This window comes from Austwickia sp. TVS 96-490-7B, assembly GCF_019331795.1.
Classification (GTDB): Bacteria; Actinomycetota; Actinomycetes; order Actinomycetales; family Dermatophilaceae; genus Austwickia.
Map to the genome: position 1 here is coordinate 654426 of NZ_JAHPZL010000003.1, position 17227 is coordinate 671652.

15 protein-coding genes and 2 pseudogenes are annotated in these 17227 nt (G+C 67.0%); 3 read left to right on the forward strand and 14 right to left on the reverse strand.

Features of this window, described 5'->3' with window-relative positions; translation table 11 throughout:
• From KEM60_RS05545 to KEM60_RS05565, 5 genes are read right to left on the reverse strand one after another with little or no spacing between them, the layout of a single operon-like run.
• Positions 1-1224, reverse strand: a complete 1224-nt coding sequence (locus tag KEM60_RS05545; protein ID WP_370626292.1) for an RHS repeat-associated core domain-containing protein — start codon at positions 1222-1224, stop codon at positions 1-3.
• Entirely contained in the window at positions 1221-4826 is a 3606-nt protein-coding gene (locus KEM60_RS16850) for a putative T7SS-secreted protein (protein ID WP_219106476.1), read from the reverse strand. The genes KEM60_RS05545 and KEM60_RS16850 overlap by 4 nt, the downstream gene beginning before the upstream one ends.
• Before the next feature lie 8 nt (positions 4827-4834).
• On the reverse strand, positions 4835-5164 hold the full coding sequence (locus KEM60_RS05555; protein ID WP_219106477.1) for a hypothetical protein: 330 nt from the start codon (positions 5162-5164) through the stop codon (positions 4835-4837).
• Between the two features lie 54 nt (positions 5165-5218).
• A complete protein-coding gene (locus tag KEM60_RS05560) occupies positions 5219-5542 on the reverse strand; it encodes a hypothetical protein (protein WP_219106478.1) in 324 nt (107 codons plus the stop codon).
• Positions 5542-5871 (reverse strand): hypothetical protein, encoded by a 330-nt coding sequence (locus KEM60_RS05565; RefSeq protein WP_219106479.1) that lies wholly within the window; start codon positions 5869-5871, stop codon positions 5542-5544. The genes KEM60_RS05560 and KEM60_RS05565 overlap by 1 nt, the downstream gene beginning before the upstream one ends.
• A gap of 177 nt (positions 5872-6048) precedes the next feature.
• Here KEM60_RS05565 and KEM60_RS16855 point away from each other — a divergent pair.
• From KEM60_RS16855 to KEM60_RS05585, 3 genes and pseudogenes are all read left to right on the forward strand, one after another.
• Positions 6049-6948 (forward strand): annotated as a pseudogene (locus tag KEM60_RS16855) (DDE-type integrase/transposase/recombinase).
• Between the two features lie 40 nt (positions 6949-6988).
• Positions 6989-7289 (forward strand): annotated as a pseudogene (locus tag KEM60_RS05580) (ATP-binding protein); the annotation flags it as partial.
• A gap of 23 nt (positions 7290-7312) precedes the next feature.
• The gene (locus KEM60_RS05585) at positions 7313-8107 is read left to right on the forward strand and encodes a bifunctional 2-polyprenyl-6-hydroxyphenol methylase/3-demethylubiquinol 3-O-methyltransferase UbiG (RefSeq protein ID WP_219106482.1); all 795 of its coding nucleotides are present in this window, start codon (positions 7313-7315) and stop codon (positions 8105-8107) included.
• On the opposite strand, the gene KEM60_RS05590 is transcribed toward KEM60_RS05585, so the two are convergent.
• The 9 genes from KEM60_RS05590 to KEM60_RS05630 form a co-directional block, all read right to left on the reverse strand.
• Complete coding sequence (locus KEM60_RS05590; protein ID WP_219106483.1) at positions 8070-8276, reverse strand: hypothetical protein; 207 nt, start codon at positions 8274-8276, stop codon at positions 8070-8072. The two genes, KEM60_RS05585 and KEM60_RS05590, sit on opposite strands and share 38 nt — an antisense overlap.
• A gap of 96 nt (positions 8277-8372) precedes the next feature.
• A complete protein-coding gene (locus KEM60_RS05595; protein WP_219106484.1) occupies positions 8373-8513 on the reverse strand; it encodes a hypothetical protein in 141 nt (46 codons plus the stop codon).
• Positions 8503-9882 carry a CbiX/SirB N-terminal domain-containing protein gene (locus KEM60_RS05600; RefSeq protein ID WP_219106485.1) on the reverse strand — a complete coding sequence of 460 codons (1380 nt, stop codon included), beginning with the start codon at positions 9880-9882 and terminating at the stop codon, positions 8503-8505. Before KEM60_RS05600 ends, KEM60_RS05595 begins: the two co-directional genes overlap by 11 nt.
• Positions 9879-11657 carry a precorrin-3B C(17)-methyltransferase gene (gene cobJ, locus KEM60_RS05605; protein ID WP_219106486.1) on the reverse strand — a complete coding sequence of 593 codons (1779 nt, stop codon included), beginning with the start codon at positions 11655-11657 and terminating at the stop codon, positions 9879-9881. The genes KEM60_RS05600 and cobJ overlap by 4 nt, the downstream gene beginning before the upstream one ends.
• On the reverse strand, positions 11654-12841 hold the full coding sequence (gene cbiE, locus KEM60_RS05610; protein ID WP_219106487.1) for a precorrin-6y C5,15-methyltransferase (decarboxylating) subunit CbiE: 1188 nt from the start codon (positions 12839-12841) through the stop codon (positions 11654-11656). Before cbiE ends, cobJ begins: the two co-directional genes overlap by 4 nt.
• Entirely contained in the window at positions 12838-13689 is an 852-nt protein-coding gene (gene cobM / locus KEM60_RS05615) for a precorrin-4 C(11)-methyltransferase (RefSeq protein ID WP_219106488.1), read from the reverse strand. The genes cbiE and cobM overlap by 4 nt, the downstream gene beginning before the upstream one ends.
• On the reverse strand, positions 13686-14498 hold the full coding sequence (gene cobI, locus KEM60_RS05620) for a precorrin-2 C(20)-methyltransferase (RefSeq protein WP_255574292.1): 813 nt from the start codon (positions 14496-14498) through the stop codon (positions 13686-13688). The genes cobM and cobI overlap by 4 nt, the downstream gene beginning before the upstream one ends.
• A gap of 93 nt (positions 14499-14591) precedes the next feature.
• The gene (locus KEM60_RS05625; RefSeq protein WP_219106489.1) at positions 14592-16097 is read right to left on the reverse strand and encodes a cobyric acid synthase; all 1506 of its coding nucleotides are present in this window, start codon (positions 16095-16097) and stop codon (positions 14592-14594) included.
• 3 nt (positions 16098-16100) lie between these two features.
• On the reverse strand, positions 16101-17120 hold the full coding sequence (locus KEM60_RS05630) for a CobD/CbiB family cobalamin biosynthesis protein (protein WP_255574293.1): 1020 nt from the start codon (positions 17118-17120) through the stop codon (positions 16101-16103).
• Positions 17121-17227: the final 107 nt, after the last annotated feature.

The following is a 17227-nucleotide window of genomic DNA, read 5'->3' on the forward strand; positions in this document are numbered from 1 at the left end:
TCAGCCGACCCATCGGCCGTGAATCAAGGCAGGGAGCGCGTCTCCTGCGCGCTGTCTGAACTCCAACTCCCAACCGCCAACTGTCATTCTCTGGTTTAGCGGAACCCCGCCACGAGTGGCGCCCCCAACAGCGGCCTGCAGACTCCGCAAGCGCTGCTGCGTTCCCAGTCCGACCATTTCCAGGCTCTGCCCACTCCTCGCGGCACTTCTCGCCGCGTCAGCCAAGTGGTCGGTCACATTGCCGTGCACCCACACGCGAGAGTTGCCAGCGGTCAGCTCAAAGGACTTCGGCAGACCCCCCGTCCCAGGGATAGCGCCGGCTGTCCCGACAACATCATCCCAAACCGTCCCTGTCTTTGCGGCGGGTCGTCCGGCGAGTGCTTCAGCTGCTTTGCCAACAGCCTCACAGCCCGCGAGCCCGAGAGGGTCGGTCCACGTCAGTGGATTAGGGACGCCCGCATGAGGATTGACCCCGCCCTCAATACCGATCGGATCCGGTGCGGTCAACCCACCCAAGACAGGGTCGTAATACCGGTGCAGGTTATACACCCAACCGGTGTCCTCGTCATACACCTGCCCCAACGAACCCAACGGACACCCTTGCGGCCCAGACCGACCCGGAACACCCCAAACGCTCGCCTCCCGCCGCCACGCAATGTCACCATCCGGAGTCAAAAGCTCAGTCGGGGCACCCGCCAAATCAGCAACGATCGCAAAAAACTCGTCATCCACCCGATCTTGGGACCACCCCGCTGAGCCACCGACAGGACCAGGGCCGACACCAGGTCCACCGGCACCACCACCGTGGGGGGTGCCACGCTGAACGAGCGGTACGCCGGTGCGCGGGTCGTGATCCCACGTCACCACAGCCACACACCCGTCGGTGCCCCCGCCACCAACACCAGCAGCGCTGACGCCAGCCAGGACGGGCTCGCGTTCGTAGACGCGGGTGACTTGCTCGATCAACAGGTTCCCCGACCACACATACGACCGCGACTCATCCACGACCCCAGCCACGGCCCGGGTCCGTCCCACCCGCCGCCCGAGCCCGTCATAGGTATACGTCCACACCCGATCCCCCGGACCTGTCGTGCGGACCAGTCGATCTTCCCCATCCCAGGCATACGACCACTCGATTCGACCCCCAGACAGGCCGTGCCGCCACCGCGACGTCACCCGCCCCGCACCGTCGGGCGAGACCCCCCGACCAGCCAGCGACATCATCGTCGCGACGAAGTTGCGACCCTGCCCAACCACCCAACTGGTGCGCACTTCGTCAGCGACCCCGACTTGGCAAACCCCCCACCCGACACACCCTGTTTCTCATCACTAATGACATACGTGCTGGACAGGGCCCCGGTCGGGTCGTAGGCATACCGCTCCGACACCACACCATCGGTGGTGACGGCCAACACCCGCCCCGCGGGATCTAACTCAAACTCCGAGATCCCACCAGCAGCATCGGTCAACCCCGTCAGATGCCCAGCCCGGTCGTACCGGTACGACCGACCCACCCCCACAAACCCACCAGCGCTACCGGGAGCCCCGCCCGTGAGGCCGTGGGCTTGGAGCAGACCAGCCGGTGACCACGACGACGTCAACTCCACTCCGGCATCGATCACCCGAGACACTTCCCGGCCCGCACCATCAACCCCGAACCGGACCTGACGCACACCCGCCGATAACCCCGCCAACACGCCCCCCGCGTCATACGCCCACCCCGTACGACGACCCGACGGCGCCACCCGGCCCACCAACCGACCCACCACATCAAACTCTGACGTGACAAGCTGGCCAGCCGGGCCCTCTGCCACGACCCGCCCAAGCACATCCCGCGCGAACCCCACCGGCGCCCCGCCCCCATCAGCCGCGACCAACCGGCCCGCCCCGTCATAGGAGAAACACCGCACCACCGGATCCATGCCCTCGGGGGCATCGGTGACCGACTCGACCAGATCACCATGCTCGTCATACCGGAACCTGACCCGCTGACCAGCCGCGTTGACCCGTGCAACGACCCGCCCGACGGCGTCGCGCTCCACCACCGTGCGCGCACCATTGACATCCACAGTGGCCATCACCCGACCGGCGACGTCCCGCTCGAACTCCCACGCCCCACCTGCCGGATCCAGCACCGACGTCAGGCGCCGCTCGCCGTCATAAACGAACTCCGTGCGCGCCCCATCCGGGCCCGTCGACGCCGTCCGTGCATCAAACCGGCCGTACTCATGTCGCGTCAGGCCACCAACCGGATCGACCTCCTCGACAAGGTTGCCCTCCCCATCCCAGACATACCGCCACACCCCACCATCAGCATCACGCCGCCACGTCAACCGACCCGCCACGTCATACGCCCACGCCGACTCCCCGGCCGCGTCCCCGGCAGCCACCACCCGCCCAAAGACATCCCGGCGCGCCCACGACACTCGCCCCGCCCCATCAGTCACCGACACCGGTAACCCCGCCAGATCACACTCCAACACCGTCACCGCGCCCGCCGCGTCGGTCACCGATGTCAACGCCCCACGCACGTCATACCCCAACCGGGTCACCGCGCCCGCCGCGTCCGTGACCGAGGCCAACAGGCCACGCCCGTCGTACTCATAGCCACTGACCGCGCCATCAGCGCCGACGACCCGCGTCGGCAACCCCCGCCCCGGCAGATACTCCACCCGCACCGTGCGCCCACCCGGACCGCTCACCGCGCTGACATTGCCCGCGTCGTCATACGTCCACGACGAGACCCCACCGGCCGCGTCCACCACCGCGACCCGCCGACCCCGCTCATCCCAAGTCGTGCGCGTCACCGCACCCAACGGGTCCGTCACCGCCACCACATGGCCCGCACCGTCGTGCTCATGCCGCCACCACGCACCCGTGGCATCCTGCACCCGCGTCACCAGCTCATCAGCGTCGTACTCCAACAAGCTGTTCAGCGTGCCGCCGCTGCCCACACCGGCCACGCACCGACCGGCCTCGTCATAGGTGTAGTCATACCGCTCACCGTTGGAGTCGACCCACCACGTCATCCGCCCCACCGCGTCATAACCGCACCGAGTCACCGCTTGAGAAGCACCGTCAGCTGGCACCTCACCTGCCGCTTCGGACGCCACTAACCCGGCACTGTCGTACGTGAACCGGGACACCACCACCGGCCGCCCACCATCACGACCCACCGCGATCTGTCCGACCCGCGTCCCCGAGGGATCCGCAGCGAACTCCACGACATAACCACCCGAATGCCGCCACACTGACGGCACCCCCGCCTCGTCGTAAGACACCTCGATGCGGTTGCCTAACCCGTCAACGATCGCCGCTAACCGGTACGACGACAACCCCGCATCCAGGTCCACATCTACCCACGCCGGAACACCACCCGAGACACGCCCGAGCACCAACGGCGCATCAGGATCAGCCTCAAAAACCCGATACACCCCCGCACCCGGGTCGAACACCGCACACACCGCACCCGCCACACCAAAACCCTCAGCCTGCTGCGGCGTCAACCACGTCAACGGCCAAGCATCCCCCACCAGCGGCGACACCGCCTCCCCGAGACCCCCCATCTGATAAACCAACGACGCCTTATCCGCCCGATAAAACACCGCCGCGCCACAGGCCGCATCGACTTCTACGTGCTCATCCAAGCTCGACGCCCACGTCGTGCCGAAGAACCGGCCCCGCCCATACGCCGAAGAATACGTCCGGCCGATCACCACCGGCAGCACGCCCGGCAGTTCCACGTCGACCATCGAAACGAATACCTCGCCCGTAGCCACATCGATCGGGTCAGCACATGAGGAGACATCAGTCACCCGCCGACTCAACCTCGACAGCACCGACGAACGCTCCACAGCCGCACCGGCCGCCTCCACGCCCTTCGCCGCCCGCGACGCACCCCGCGTCCCACGAGCCGCCGCACCACCACCCGCAGTCGCCAACGTCAACGCCGCGTCAGGAAGCAACCGGCCCAAAGCCCGGCCGGGATCGTGGCGCCACGTGTCCAGATCGATCATTGCCGCACCGGCTTGCTTGACGAACTCACCCGGGTTATCCCTGACAGCCTTCGCCAAGGCCATCATGTCCTCGGCCTGCATGCGCTTACTCGCCAGCAACTCCTCCGCGGTGAAACGACCCGAGGCAAGCGACATAAGGTCATCGCGGACCCAGGACAGCGGGTTAGCCTGATCCGCCATCGCGGCCAGCTCCATCACCGCTTCCCCGGCTCCCGACACCACCGAACCCGCGAACGCACCCGCTTTCTCCAACCAGTTCCGCTCCCGCGGCGCCGCCGCGCACCCAGCGCGCACCCCCGCGGCCGCGGTCTCCGCGGCCGCATTCAGCTGCGCACACACCGAAGCGAACACCGACTTCGCCCCGGCACGCACCGCCTCGCCCGGATCCACGAACGGCTCGACCGTCAGCGTGAACGTCCCCGGCCCGTGCGCCGCCTCCCACGAGGCCTTCTTCCGCTGCCCGGCCTTCACCTCCGCCTCGTACCCTGCCCGCGCGGACCTCGTTACCTCCTCGCCCCGCGCATATTCACGAGCACACGCCGCCGCGCTCGACTGCGCCGACTCCAACGCCCCCGCAAACACCTCCAACGCATCCGCCGCCACACGAAAACCCGCCGCCGCGTCCAGCCACTTGCGCGGCTCGAACGAGAAACGCTCCCGGAACCGGTCAGCCGCCCGCCCCTTCCACCCCTCCGCGGCCACCCGCGACAGGTTCGTAGCCACCGACTCGTACACCGTGGCCTGGCTGCGCATCATCGCCACCCGCGTCCGGATGTCCGACGGGCTCCCCAAGATCTCGAAATCAGCCATGTCGCCCCTCACACCCCCGGCCGCGGCACGGACGGCAACTGACCAACAGAGCCTTTCAACCGCGCCGACCCCTGCTCCTCAAACTGCACATACTTACCCGCCACCTTCGTTAACCGTGACGAAATCTCCTCCACGTCAGCAGTCATCGCCTCCGTGCCCAGCTGCCAACGATCCATGAACTCACACACCGCGCCCCACACCACCGCATGACCCAGCGCCGCCTCGGTCGGCATGAAGTCAGCCACGAACGTTTTCGTGCTCGTCTCAACCGCCACCCCAACCGACTCCGCGGCCTTCGTCAGCGCAGGCAGATCCACCTCAAAGTCATACGACGGCATCCCGCCTGCTCCTCTCCCCTAAAGCCCACACCACAACCCTGAATATGCACCACGTCAGCTCATGATCACCGTGGCGTCAACCTCACTCTGATGCGCCAACTTCAACACATCCTCCAAAGCGGCCCTCAGCCGCCCAAGCGCAGCAGACATCTCCTGCACCGACGCGGCGAAACGCCGATCGAAATCATCATGCGCCGAACGCGACGCCGTGCCAGCGCCCCACTTCGTCACCCGCCCCCGCACCTGGTCACGAATGCCATCCACACGTGTCGTCAGGTCACGCTGCGCCGACTCCAACTCACTAATCATCGCCCGTAACGCCGCCTCACGGACCACCAGAGTGACCCCCGCACTCCCACCATCAACCGCGGGCACCATCAGTCCATCCTCAAGCCAGAAGGGAAGCCACCCGCAGAAGCCCTCAACCCCGAAATGTTGTCAGCCTCAGTCGCCGCGGTAGTCACATCAACCATCTCCAACGCCTGCGCATACGCCACCAAAGCCGGCACCACATCCTCTGCCGCCGTCAACCACGCCGAAACCTCCACACCCAAAGCATCAGCCGCAACACCCCGAAACCCTGCCGACTGCTCACCCACGGCATCCGCCACGCCAACAAGCACTGCTTTCACATCCGATATGCCCCCACGCACCACACTCGCAGCCAACCGCTGCGCACCCAACTCCAACTCGACATCCCCAGCCATGACCCACTCCTCCCTGCGCGAACAAGCCCAATTCAATAAACGCTACACACACGCCCTCAGACACGCCTAAATAAAGTGAAGCCCCTGGCGTGTTCGGAGAGTGAATTCGTTGGAAGGATCATCCTCTTGCCACATTGATCGAAGTATTTCCCTGAGTTGCGTGAGCGGGCTGTCTGGATGGTGTTGGAGTCGGAGAAGGACTACCCGTATCGGACGGCAGCGATCAAGTCAGTCGCGTCCGTGTTGGGGATGGGATCGTCCGAGCAGTTACGCCAGTGGGTCTGCCAGGCTGAGTTCGATCAGGGCGGCAGGCTTGGGATGACCACGTCGGGGTCGGCGGAGCTGACGCGGCTGTAGAAGGAGGACGCCGAGTTGCGTAGGGCGAACGAGATCTTGAAGGTGGCCTCGGTTTTCTTCGCGGCGCAGCTCGAGCGCCCACACCGGTTCTAGGTGGGTTCATCGACGTTTACCGGGATCGTTTCGGGGTCGAGTCGATCTGTTGCACGCTCAGCGAGCATGGCTGCATGATCGGGCGGGTCTACCGGGCCCAGGGTTGGCAAGGCGCGACGCGGCGTCGCAAGTTCACGGTGATGCCGTCTGATGGGTCCCCGCGTCCGGTTGACAGGGGTGATCGACGTGTTTTCCCGAAGGATCGTGGGCTGGCGCGCTGCCCCGCGCATGACGACACCGCTGGTGTTGAATGCGTTCGAGCATGCCCTGTTCACCCGAGGCATGACCGGGCAGGCCTTTGACTAGAGGCTGGTCCATCACACCGACGCGGGCAGTCAGTACGTCAGCTTCGCGATGACAGATCGCCTGGCGCAGGCCGGGATTGACCCGTCGGTCGGGTCAAACCACGACCCCGACGACAACGCCCTGGCCGAGTCCACCATCGGGCTCTACAAGGCCAAGTTGATCCGTCCCGAAGGCCCCTGGAAAGACGCCACCGACGTCGAGATCGCGACACCGCGCTGGGTCGACTTCAACAACCGTCTCCGCCCCCACGAGGCCCTCGACGACCTCACCCCAATCCAAGCCGAGCACCTGCACTACCATCGGCTTCAACCCACCGGCTGAAACCACAAACCAAGCCTCCGAACACGCCGGGGGGCTTCACGTTAACCTGATCTGCCTCGACGAACTGGGCTACCTCAGCCTGGACCGACGCGGCGCCGTACTGCTCTTCCAAGTTCTGCCCGAGCGCGGGGAAAGCGCAGCCATCGCCGTGGCGTCCAACGAACCCTTCAGCGGCTGGAGCAAGACCTTCGCCGACCCCCGCCTGTGCGCCGCGATCGTCAACCGCCTCACCCTTCGACGGAACCATCATCGAGACCGGCACCACCAGCTACCGACTCGCCCACACCCGCCGAACCACTGGGGTCACTTCAAGCCGTCCCGGTGAGGCCAGTTCAAGTTGACATTACTCATGCACAATGAGCGGGTGAGCCAGGACGCCATCGATGCTGCGATCCAGTCGTACTACCGCGACGCCTTCGATGAGGGTGCGCGCTTGACGACGCGGTCCATGCAGGGCCGGCTCGAGTTCGAGCGCACGCAGGAGATCGTGCGCGCCAGCACTCCAGCGCCCGCCCGTGTCCTCGATGTAGGGGGCGCGACCGGGGTCCATTCTGCCTCCTTGGCAGCGGTCGGGTACGACGTTGTTCTCGTCGAGCCCGTCGAGAGCCAGGTCCAGGTCGCGCAAGAGATCGGCACTTTCGACGCTCTGGTCGGTGACGCCCGTGATCTGCCGTTCGAGGCCGATTCGTTCGACGCTGTCCTCATAGCCGGCCCGCTGTATCACCTCGCCGGGCGTAACGATCGCCTCCAGGCGCTGCGCGAGGCCGTCCGGGTGTGCCGCACGGGCGGGTTCGTCCACGCTGCCGCCATTCCTCGGTTCCTGGCCTTCGCCGTCGCGGCGCTCAACCGCGACGTGCTCGAGCAGGCAGCCGGGGAATGGATCAGCCTTCTGCGCGAGGGTGTGCCGCCGAAGACCGTTCGCTTCCCCGCCGGTCACTTCCATACTCCCGAGGAGCTTGAGGAGGAGATGACCTCGGCTGGCCTGCGAGCAGTCACGGTCGTCGGTCTCGAAGGGCCTGCTGCTCTCGGGCTCGAAACCGCGTCGGATCTGACCGAGAGCGATTACGACGCAGCCACGCACCTGGCGCGGACGTTCGCGACGTCCACCATGCTGCGCAACTTCAGCTGTCACCTGCTTGGAACCGGCCAGGTCGGTTGACGTCCCGCTCGAACTCCCACGCCCCACCATCAGCATCACGCCGCCACGTCAACCGACTCTCCCCATCAGTCACCGAAACCGGTAACCCCGCCAGATCACACTCCAACACCGTCACCGCGCCCGCCGCGTCCGTGACCGAGGCCAACTCCAACTCGACATCCCCAGCCATGACCCACTCCTCCCTGCGCGAACAAGCCCAATTCAATAAACGCTACACACACGCCTAAAGGACTTTTGCAGCAACGGTGTCAGGGGACCGTGGCTCCTACCGGGGCAGGAGGGCTGTCATGACTGCCATCACGACAAACAGCGCGATGGAGCCGACAGTGCTGAGAATAAAGCCCACGTAGGTTTCGCACACCTTGGACAACTCAGCAAAGCTGATATTGCGGGGATTAGCTCGCATCCTGACGAGGATTTTCAGAACAGTCGTGCAGAGCGCGCAGCAACGCATCACGCACCTGCGCCGATCCGCGTGGGTCCCGATCACCGATGACAGCGACGGTCAAACCACCGGCGTGTTCGACGGCGGGGGTCCATGCCGACCCAGCGTTGGCGCAGTCGGCACGGACACAGAACGTGTGGCAGGCCTCAGCAGCCTGGGTGACCTGCTCATTGACCTGCGGGTCGTCGGTCGCTGCCAGGACATACCAGACACCATCCACGTCGGTGGGCGCAAAGGTCCGGCGGTGCCATTCCAGGGCGGCATGGGGGCTGCCGGTGCGGCTGATCTTCTCTAGCCGCGGCGTCACCGTCGGCGAGACCAGACGCACCGTTGCCCCGGCGTCCAAGAGTCGCGGCACCCGCCGCTCGGCGACTCGTCCGCCGCCAACGACCAGGACGGTCTTCCCCGCCAGTCGCAGACCAGTCAGGTACGCCGGGGCGTGGTCCTGTCGACCCTGAGCGCAGCACAGGTCGTTGCCAGCGATCTCGCGGTACCGGTCGGCGACGACCTCGGCCAGGGCCGGACAATCGCCGATGACTTCAGCCAGGCGCACCTGACCAATGTGCTCGGTCGCCTCAGGAACGCGTGATTGTCCTGGCCCGGTCAGGTGATAGCCGGTGCGATCAGCCCAGGCCTGACTCTGCTCTCGCAGCCAGGTCCGCAACATCCCTGGAAACAAGAAGTTGGGCAGGACCACGACTTTCCGGTGTCCCAACGCTGCCGCCTGGTCTAAGGCTGCCGCCACGTCAGGCTGCGCGACCTGAATGAACGCCGGGACCACATGAGCGACCCCGTTCGCTTCGAAAAGCAACCGGGCCAGCGCCACATGGTCGGCGTTGGCGCGGGGATGGCTGGTCCCTCGACCCACCACCACTACCGCGGTGTCAGCAAGGTCCCAGTCAGCAGCGGCGGCGCGCAACCGTTCCCCGAGCGCGGTAAGCAGCCGCGGATCGTGGCCTAGGGTGCGTCCGTAGGAAGCGTGCGCGCCAGGGACACGAGCGAGCCCTTCAGCGATCGCCTCTGGGATGTCTTTTTCGGCATGGCATCCGGCGCCGAGCATCAGCGGTAGCACCACGGCGCGAGGTTCGTCAGCCTGCTCGATCTGCTCCTGCAAGGTCGACGCGAGGGCGTCAGCGATCGGAGGGTCGACGAGCTCGACGTACCCAACCCGGACCTGCACCCCAGGCAAGTGCCCGCGCACTCTGTCCACAAGCGCCTCACAGACGGCGACCCCTTCAGGATCTCGGGTGCCATGAGCGGCGATCACCACTGGCAGACCGGCCGGGGTGGGCGTGCACAGGGAGGGCGTGTGGTCCAGGGTGGTGGTCACGGGTGTGTCTCCTTGGTCGCCGTCTCCTCGGGCGGCGTCGGCATCCAGCTGTAGTCGCGGGGGGTGACGAGCTTGTGCTCACCGCCACCAGAGGTCACCACGGTCGTCGTCGACGACCCGATGATGACCAGTGAGTGCATGTCCACGATCTTGGGGTCGAACTCGCCCAGCGTGGAGACCACGACCCGTTGTCGTGGCCGCTCGGCTTGGGTGACCACGGCGATCGGGGTGGTGGCCGGGCGGTGCTCAGCCATGATTTCCAGGACTCGGGGCAACTGCCAGGTCCGGGTACGGCTGCGCGGGTTGTACAAGGCGGTGACGAAATCGCCCTGAGCTGCAGCGTGGACGCGCCGTTCGATGGCGTCCCACGTGGTGTGCAGATCGGACAGAGAGATCAACGCATGGTCATGGCCGAGAGGCGCCCCGAGGATCGCGGAAGCCGCCAGGGAGGCGGTGACGCCGGGGACGATGACGACGTCGATGCCGTCAGTGCCCTGCTCCAGGACTGGACTGGCCATGGCATAGACCGCCGGATCGCCGCTGCACACCAGGACTACGGCTTCACCGAGTCGGGCGCGCGCGATGGCGGCAGCGGTGCGTTCCTGTTCGGTGCCCATCTTGCTGGCATAGATCTGCACGCCTGGACGCACCAAGTCTCGGATTTGCCGGACGTACGGCGCATAGCCCACGACGTACGTAGCGTCTTGGATGGCCCGCACCGCGCGCGGAGTGAGCAGGTCCCGGGCGCCGGGACCCAACCCGACTACGGTGAGCCGTCCCCGGGCAGGGAGCACACCGATCGCGCAGGTGGCGTCGCTGGTTTTGTGTTTGGGGACGACAAGGTCGGCGCCGTGGGCAAGCACGGAGGCTTCCGAGACGCTGGGGCTGCCGACATGTCCGGCGACGACCGCGCTGGGGGTGGGGACATTCTGGTCGGCGAGCTGCTCAGCTGGGTAAGGCACCAAGGGGTGTCGGTGGCGAGCGCTGAGTTGGACCAGGCCAAGCTCTCCGGCTTTGAGGTCGATGGTGGTGAACGCGCTCACCGCGTCTACGGCCAGGTCGGCGTCGCGCAGCGTGTCGTGGATGAGGCGGTCGAGGTGGTCAACGTCGGTGCCGCTGTTGCAGCCTAACCCGATGACCAGCGCAGGTGGATGCAGCACGACCGTGGGTAGCGTCGTACCGGTGTCGGCGTCGACGTCGCCGAGCACGCTGTCGGCGTCTCGGATAGTCACCACGAGCCGAGCCACCGGATCATCGGCGGGGCTCTCGGCGACATTGGCTGGCAGCGGTGGGAGCGGGCAACGATGCTCCCGCACCACTCGGACTGGCCGACCGTCAAGGATGGCTCGGGTGACGGCGGCGACATCCCCGTGGTAAGGCCAGCCGAGAGTGTCCAGGGCAGGCACCCCTAGTGCATCGGTCGCTGTCGTCAGGACGGCGGTGCCCCCGATGATGTCGGCGACCTGCCGCGCCAGGTCATTCGCGCCGCCAGCATGTCCACCCACGAGGGGTACGACGAACCGGCCTGCTTCGTCGACGACGACCACCCCGGGGTCAGTTTTCTTGTCAGCAAGCAGCGGGGCGATGATGCGAGTGGTGGCACCCAACGCGAGATGGCTGATGATGAGGTCGCTCTCAGCCCAGGCTGCGGGGAGCTCCTGAGTAGCTGCTCCGAGCCGCACAGTGGTGCCGCCGAGTGCCTGGTCGAGGTGGTCGGCGCGCGCCTGGGCGGTGTGGCTGCGCCCGACGACCTGGGTGATCCGCGGTGTGTTCATCGCGGATCGGACCCGACGGTCCGCAAGGTGATCAGATAGGACGCGCCAGCGGGGGTGTCTTCACCGGTGATGGCGAGATATTCGACGGTGGAGTCCCCGTCAAGGTCGAGGGCTTCGAGGGCGTCGGCGGCCTGCTGAGCTTGCGCCTCAGTGCAGATGAGCACTGCCACGCGGGGCCGGTGACCGGCCAGGGCGGGCACCCGGTCCAGGTCGTCAAGGATCACCAGGTCGGGGTCGGGCAGGCCAGCAGGGATGGGGGCGGACATGTCGACCACAGCGGCCCCGGTGCGAGCGCAGGTCGCGGTGACTTGGGTGAGGCAGGTCCCGGCGGTCCAGACGTGTTCGCCGAGGACGGGCAGGTGTCGTCCGAGGGCTAGGGCGACGGCGGAGTTTTCCACGGTGGAGGGGACGGGGCGGCTCGCCGTGTCTGCGGCGATCTCTCCGTGGCTGTGTGAGCCACCAGTCGGGGGCATCACATGGTGTCCGGCTTGTTCGGGGTGGTCGTCGAAGTCAGCGGAGGCGGGGCGGGGGCCGCCGACGTAGGCGGTGGGTTTGCCGAGGGCGGCGCGGGAGTCCGGTGGGGTGTCCAGCACGATGAGCACGTTGGGTTCGGCGACGTCGTCGTCGGTCAGGGTGCTGACGGTGGTCTGGTCGAAGGTGCGGAGGCGTTCGTCGCTTTCACCGAGTCGTTCGGCGAGGACATACCAGCGGGGGAGGTCAGCGAGTCCGGCAGCGACCTGGACGATGCCGTGTCCCGGTGCGGTGAGCATGGCGACTTTGGGGAGGGCGCGGCAGGCGGCCAATGCTGGGGTGAGTCCGTGGCCGTGGGCGCTGACGACTTGCGCGTCGTCCCAGGGCAACCCGATCGCGGCGAAAGCGGTGGCCACGGAGGAAGCTGCGGGGTGAACCCGGCAGGGCAGTCCGCTGGCGCGTAGGCGCCGGACCACGCCGTAGAAGAGGGGGTCGCCGCTGGCGAGGACGACCACTTGGGGGTCGTCGGCGGTGTCGAGGTGGCGGCGTAGTTGGTCGATGGCGGGGAGGACTCGGCCGAGGAGTAGTCGGCGTTCCTCGGGGACCTGGAGGGCGTCCAGGGCACGGGCTCCGGCCATGACTAGGTCGGCGTCGGCGCAGGCCTGGCGGATGGCCTCGTGGGGCTCTCCGAGGTAGCCGTAGACGTCGATCATGTGTGGGTCTCCTTCGCGGCGACGCCGACCGCTCCGTGCGTGCGTAGCTCTGTTTGCGCGGTGGGGTCGGCGGCTCGGTATTCGTGTCGGAATCCCGGATGGTACAGGTGGCTGCGCGCAGTGATCGGCCCTTCGGCGAGGGCGGGGCCGATCATGACGATGGTGTGTTTCCACAGTTTGTGCTCACGCATGGTCGACGACAGCTCACTCAGTGGACATCGCAGGATTAGTTCGTCCTCCCAGGTCACCCGGTATCCCACGATGCACGGTGTGTCAGGTGGGTAGCCTCCGGCGAGGAGTTCCTCTTGGAGGACTTTGTTGCGGGCGGCTGACAGGTAGAGCGCCATGGTGGTGCCATGGCGCGCGAATTCACGGACTCGTTCTCGGGGCGGCATGGGGGTGCGGCCCCCTTCGAGTCGGGTGAGGACGAACGATTGGGAGACTTCTGGCACGGTGATCTCGACGTCCGTGACGGCGGCGGTCGCGGAGAAGGCGGAGATCCCGGGGATGGTCTCGTGGTCTAGGCCGAGCGCGTCGCACTGGTCACGTTGTTCGGCGGTGGCGCCGTAAATGGAGGGGTCACCGGTGTGGACGCGGGCGACGAGGAGGCCTTCGTCGCGGGCGCGGATCAGCAGGGGTTCGAGGTCTTCAAGGCTGGCGGTGGCGGAGTCGATGACCAGGGCGTCGTCGCGGGCCTCTGCAATGATCCCGGGATGGACCAGGGAGGACGCCCAGATGACGATGTCGGCGTGCGCGATGGTGGCTGCGCCACGGACGGTGATGAGGTCGGCGGCTCCTGGACCAGCGCCGACGAAGACGACTTTGCCGCGACGGGCCGGGGTGGTCATAGTCGGCCTCCGACGTGGGTGCGTTCCGGTGGGGACAGGATGGTGGAGAAGTAGGGCAGCGTCGTTTCCTCGTCGAGCTGGGGTACGGCGACGATCCGCTGGTCGGGGAGGGAAATGTCGGTGCCCACCACAGCGTGGTCGGCTCGGCCGTGCTCACGGAGCTGGGCGGTGACATCAGGGAGGTGGCGGCCCGCTTTGTAGACCACGACGGTGTCAGCGACGTCCAGGGCAGCGCGGAGCGTGTCGTGCCCTGCGGTGTAGGGCACGAGGGTGAGGACTTCGGTGCCCTCGACCAGTGGGGTGCGGCTGGCTGCGGCGAGCGCCTGCATCGCGGTGATTCCGGGGATGACGTGGACGTTGACGTCGGGGAGGGTCGTGGTGACATGCGCGGCGAGGTAGGAGAACGTGGAGTAGACGCTGGGGTCGCCGACGGTGGCGAAGACGACTGTGGCAGCTCCGGCGGCGTAGGCCTCGACAGCTGCGGCAGCGGAGACCTGCCAGGCTTCGCGGCGCCGGTCGGTGACGCCCCGGCGGTCCGCCATGCTGAACGGCACCCGTCGTAAGGCTGCTGCGGCGTCGGGGCATACGGCGCGGACGATGGTTTCGGCGCGCCCAGGTCCGCTGCCCGAGGCTTCGGTGGCGGGGACCAGGATGACGTCGGCGTCTCGGAGTTCACGGACCGCGGCGAGGGTCACCAGGTCGGGGTTGCCGGGGCCGACGCCAACGCCGACGAGTCGCCGTACGGCGGGGGTGTCCGGCAGAGGATGCTGCGGGTCGTCGGCACCCGATGGTGGGGTGCGCTGGGCCACGTCTCCTCCTTGGTCGGACCTGTCGGGCTGCATCGCAGGCGTGCCCATCCTCACATGGTTGAACCGACAGCTCGTGGGTCGAAGGTCCTCGGCTCAGCGGGTGCGGGCTTGTTGGGCCAGGTCATAGAGCGCAGCTAGGTCGAGGTGTTCTTCGACGGCGTCCGCGAGGTCGTCGATCATCGTCTCGCGGCGCTGGGTAAAGCCGGGGGTGTCTGGGTGGGGCTGCCAGGTGCTGCCCACGCTCTGGGCAATCTCGGTCAGCCAGGCACGGCGGAAACTGTCGTTTTCTAACGCGCCGTGCCACAGCGTGCCCCAGACCGGTCCTCGGTGGTATCCGTCGAGGAAAGGTTCCACGTCGGTTTCGGTGCCTTCGAGGGGTTCACAGACACCGTGATGGATTTCGTAGCCGACGACGTGGTGCCCCCTCCAGGTGCCGCGGGGTCGTCCGAGGTGTTTGTCCGCGCCGAAGACGACATGCACCGGCAGCAAACCCAAACCGGGCACCCCGCCGGAGTCGGCCCGGTGGCCGCTGCTGCTCTCCACACCGTTTTCGTCATCGATGTGCACCGCGAGCATCTGGTAGCCCCCGCAGATCCCCAGGGTTGGTCGTCCCGCTGCGACCCGGCTGATCACCGCGTCAGCTAAGCCGGTACGACGTAACCAGTCCAGGTCAGCGATGGTGGATCGAGAGCCTGGCAGCACCACCAGGTCGGCATCGCGGACTCGTCCCGGGTCCCGGGTGACGACGACATCTACCCCAGCTTCGTGCGCCAACGCGTCCACGTCGGTGGCATTGGAGGTGCGTGGGAACGCGACGACAGCGACCCGCAGCACCGCGTCCGCGTCGACCTCGTCATCGGTGCGGTGGGCTCGCCACGCCCCTAAATCCAAGGCGTCTTCCCCGTCGAGCCATACTCCGTCCAGCCACGGGAGCACGCCGTACGAACGCATCCCGGTCCGGCGGGTGATCTCCTCCAAGCCGGGTCGGAGCACATCGACGTCGCCGCGAAATTTGTTGACGACATACCCGGCAAGGAGCGCCCGATCGGCGTCATCCAGGATCGCCCAATGGCCGTACAGCGAAGCCAGCAGTCCGCCACGGTCGATGTCACCGACGAGGACCACCGGCAGCCCACAGTGGGTGGCCAACCCGAGGTTGGTGTAGTCCCCGGCGCGCAGGTTAATTTCCGCTGGCGAGCCAGCTCCTTCACAGACCACCAGGTCGTGGGTGGCAGCAAGCTCGTCGTATGCCGCCCACGCAGCTTCAGCAAGGTGACGCCGCCCGGTGGCGTACTCTCCCGCTTCCAACCGCCCGGCCGGTTGGCCTCGCAGCACCACGAAGGAACGACGGTCGGTGCCGGGTTTGAGGAGGACCGGATTCATCGCCGAGGTGGGTTCGACGCGGGCGGCCAACGCTTGCAGGTATTGCGCCCGGCCGATCTCGGATCCGTCGGCGCACACCATCGAGTTGTTCGACATGTTTTGCGCTTTGAAAGGCACAACGTCGATGCCACGGCGTGCCCAGGCGCGACAAAGGCCAGTAACGACCAACGATTTGCCGGCGTCCGAGGTAGTCCCGGCGATCAACACCCCAGCCATCGCTCACTCCCCCACAGGGCGTAATGGCTGCTGGTCATCTCCCGGCCTCTGCTGGGCGGCTTCGATGATCAGCGCGCCTGCCGCGGCGACAGCCCCCGCCCACGACACCACCGTCACCAGTCGGGAAGCGACCCTGACCTGATCGGCTCCTGGTCGCCTTCCACGGCCGAGGAATGGCCGGTCCTCCACCCGGGAGGCGTAGACATTGCGGCCGCCGAGACGCACCCCCAATGCTCCTGCCCAGGCCGCTTCACACCAGCCGCCGTTCGGGCTGGGGTGGGCAGAATGATCCCGCAGCATGGTCCGGCCAGCGCGGCGACCATCGGCGCCGACCAGCGGGGCACCCAGACAAGCCAGCAGCCCAGTGATCCGCGCCGGGAAAAACGCCATCGCATCGTCCGCGACAGCTGACGCCGTCCCGAATCGGGCATACCGCCGCGAGCGGTGACCGACCATCGCGTCCAAGGTGTTGACCGCGCGGTGCGCGACCAAGCCGGGGACCCCCGCGAGCGCGCCCCACCACAGGGGGCTCAGTACGGCGTCGTTGGTGTTTTCGGCGAGGGATTCGACGGTAGCTCGGGCTAATTCGGGGACGTTGAGCTGATCGGGGTCGCGTCCGCACAGGTGGGGCAATCGGTCACGGGCCGCAGCTAAGCCGGTGGGCGCGGTCGCTGGGTCGGTGGCTTCATCTAGGGCGGTGGCCATGGCTCGGCCTTCAGCGGCAAGAGTGGCAGCTCCCACGACCGCCCAGGTGGTGGCGGCGGTGGCGAGCACGTGGGTCACGGCGTGGCGTCGGCTCCATCGTTCGACCGCCACGGCGGCCAGGGTGAGTGGCGCGGTGGCAGCGATGAGGTGGACCGTTCCGGCGCGACGGCTGTCGCCGTACGTGCGCTGTTCAAGACGAGCAGCGGCGGCGCCGAATGCAGCGACAGGATGCCCTCGGCGGGGGTCAGCCACCCGGGCGTCGACGGCCATTCCAAGCAGGAGTCCCGCTGCACGCGAGACGAGATACGAGCGGGACACGGTCGAGACGCTAGCAGAGCGTGTGCTGTCGGCGATCGGCTCAGCTGGTCGGGCTCTGGGCCGATCCCTCCGAGTGTCGTCCGTTTTCTTGTCGGTTTTCTCGTCGT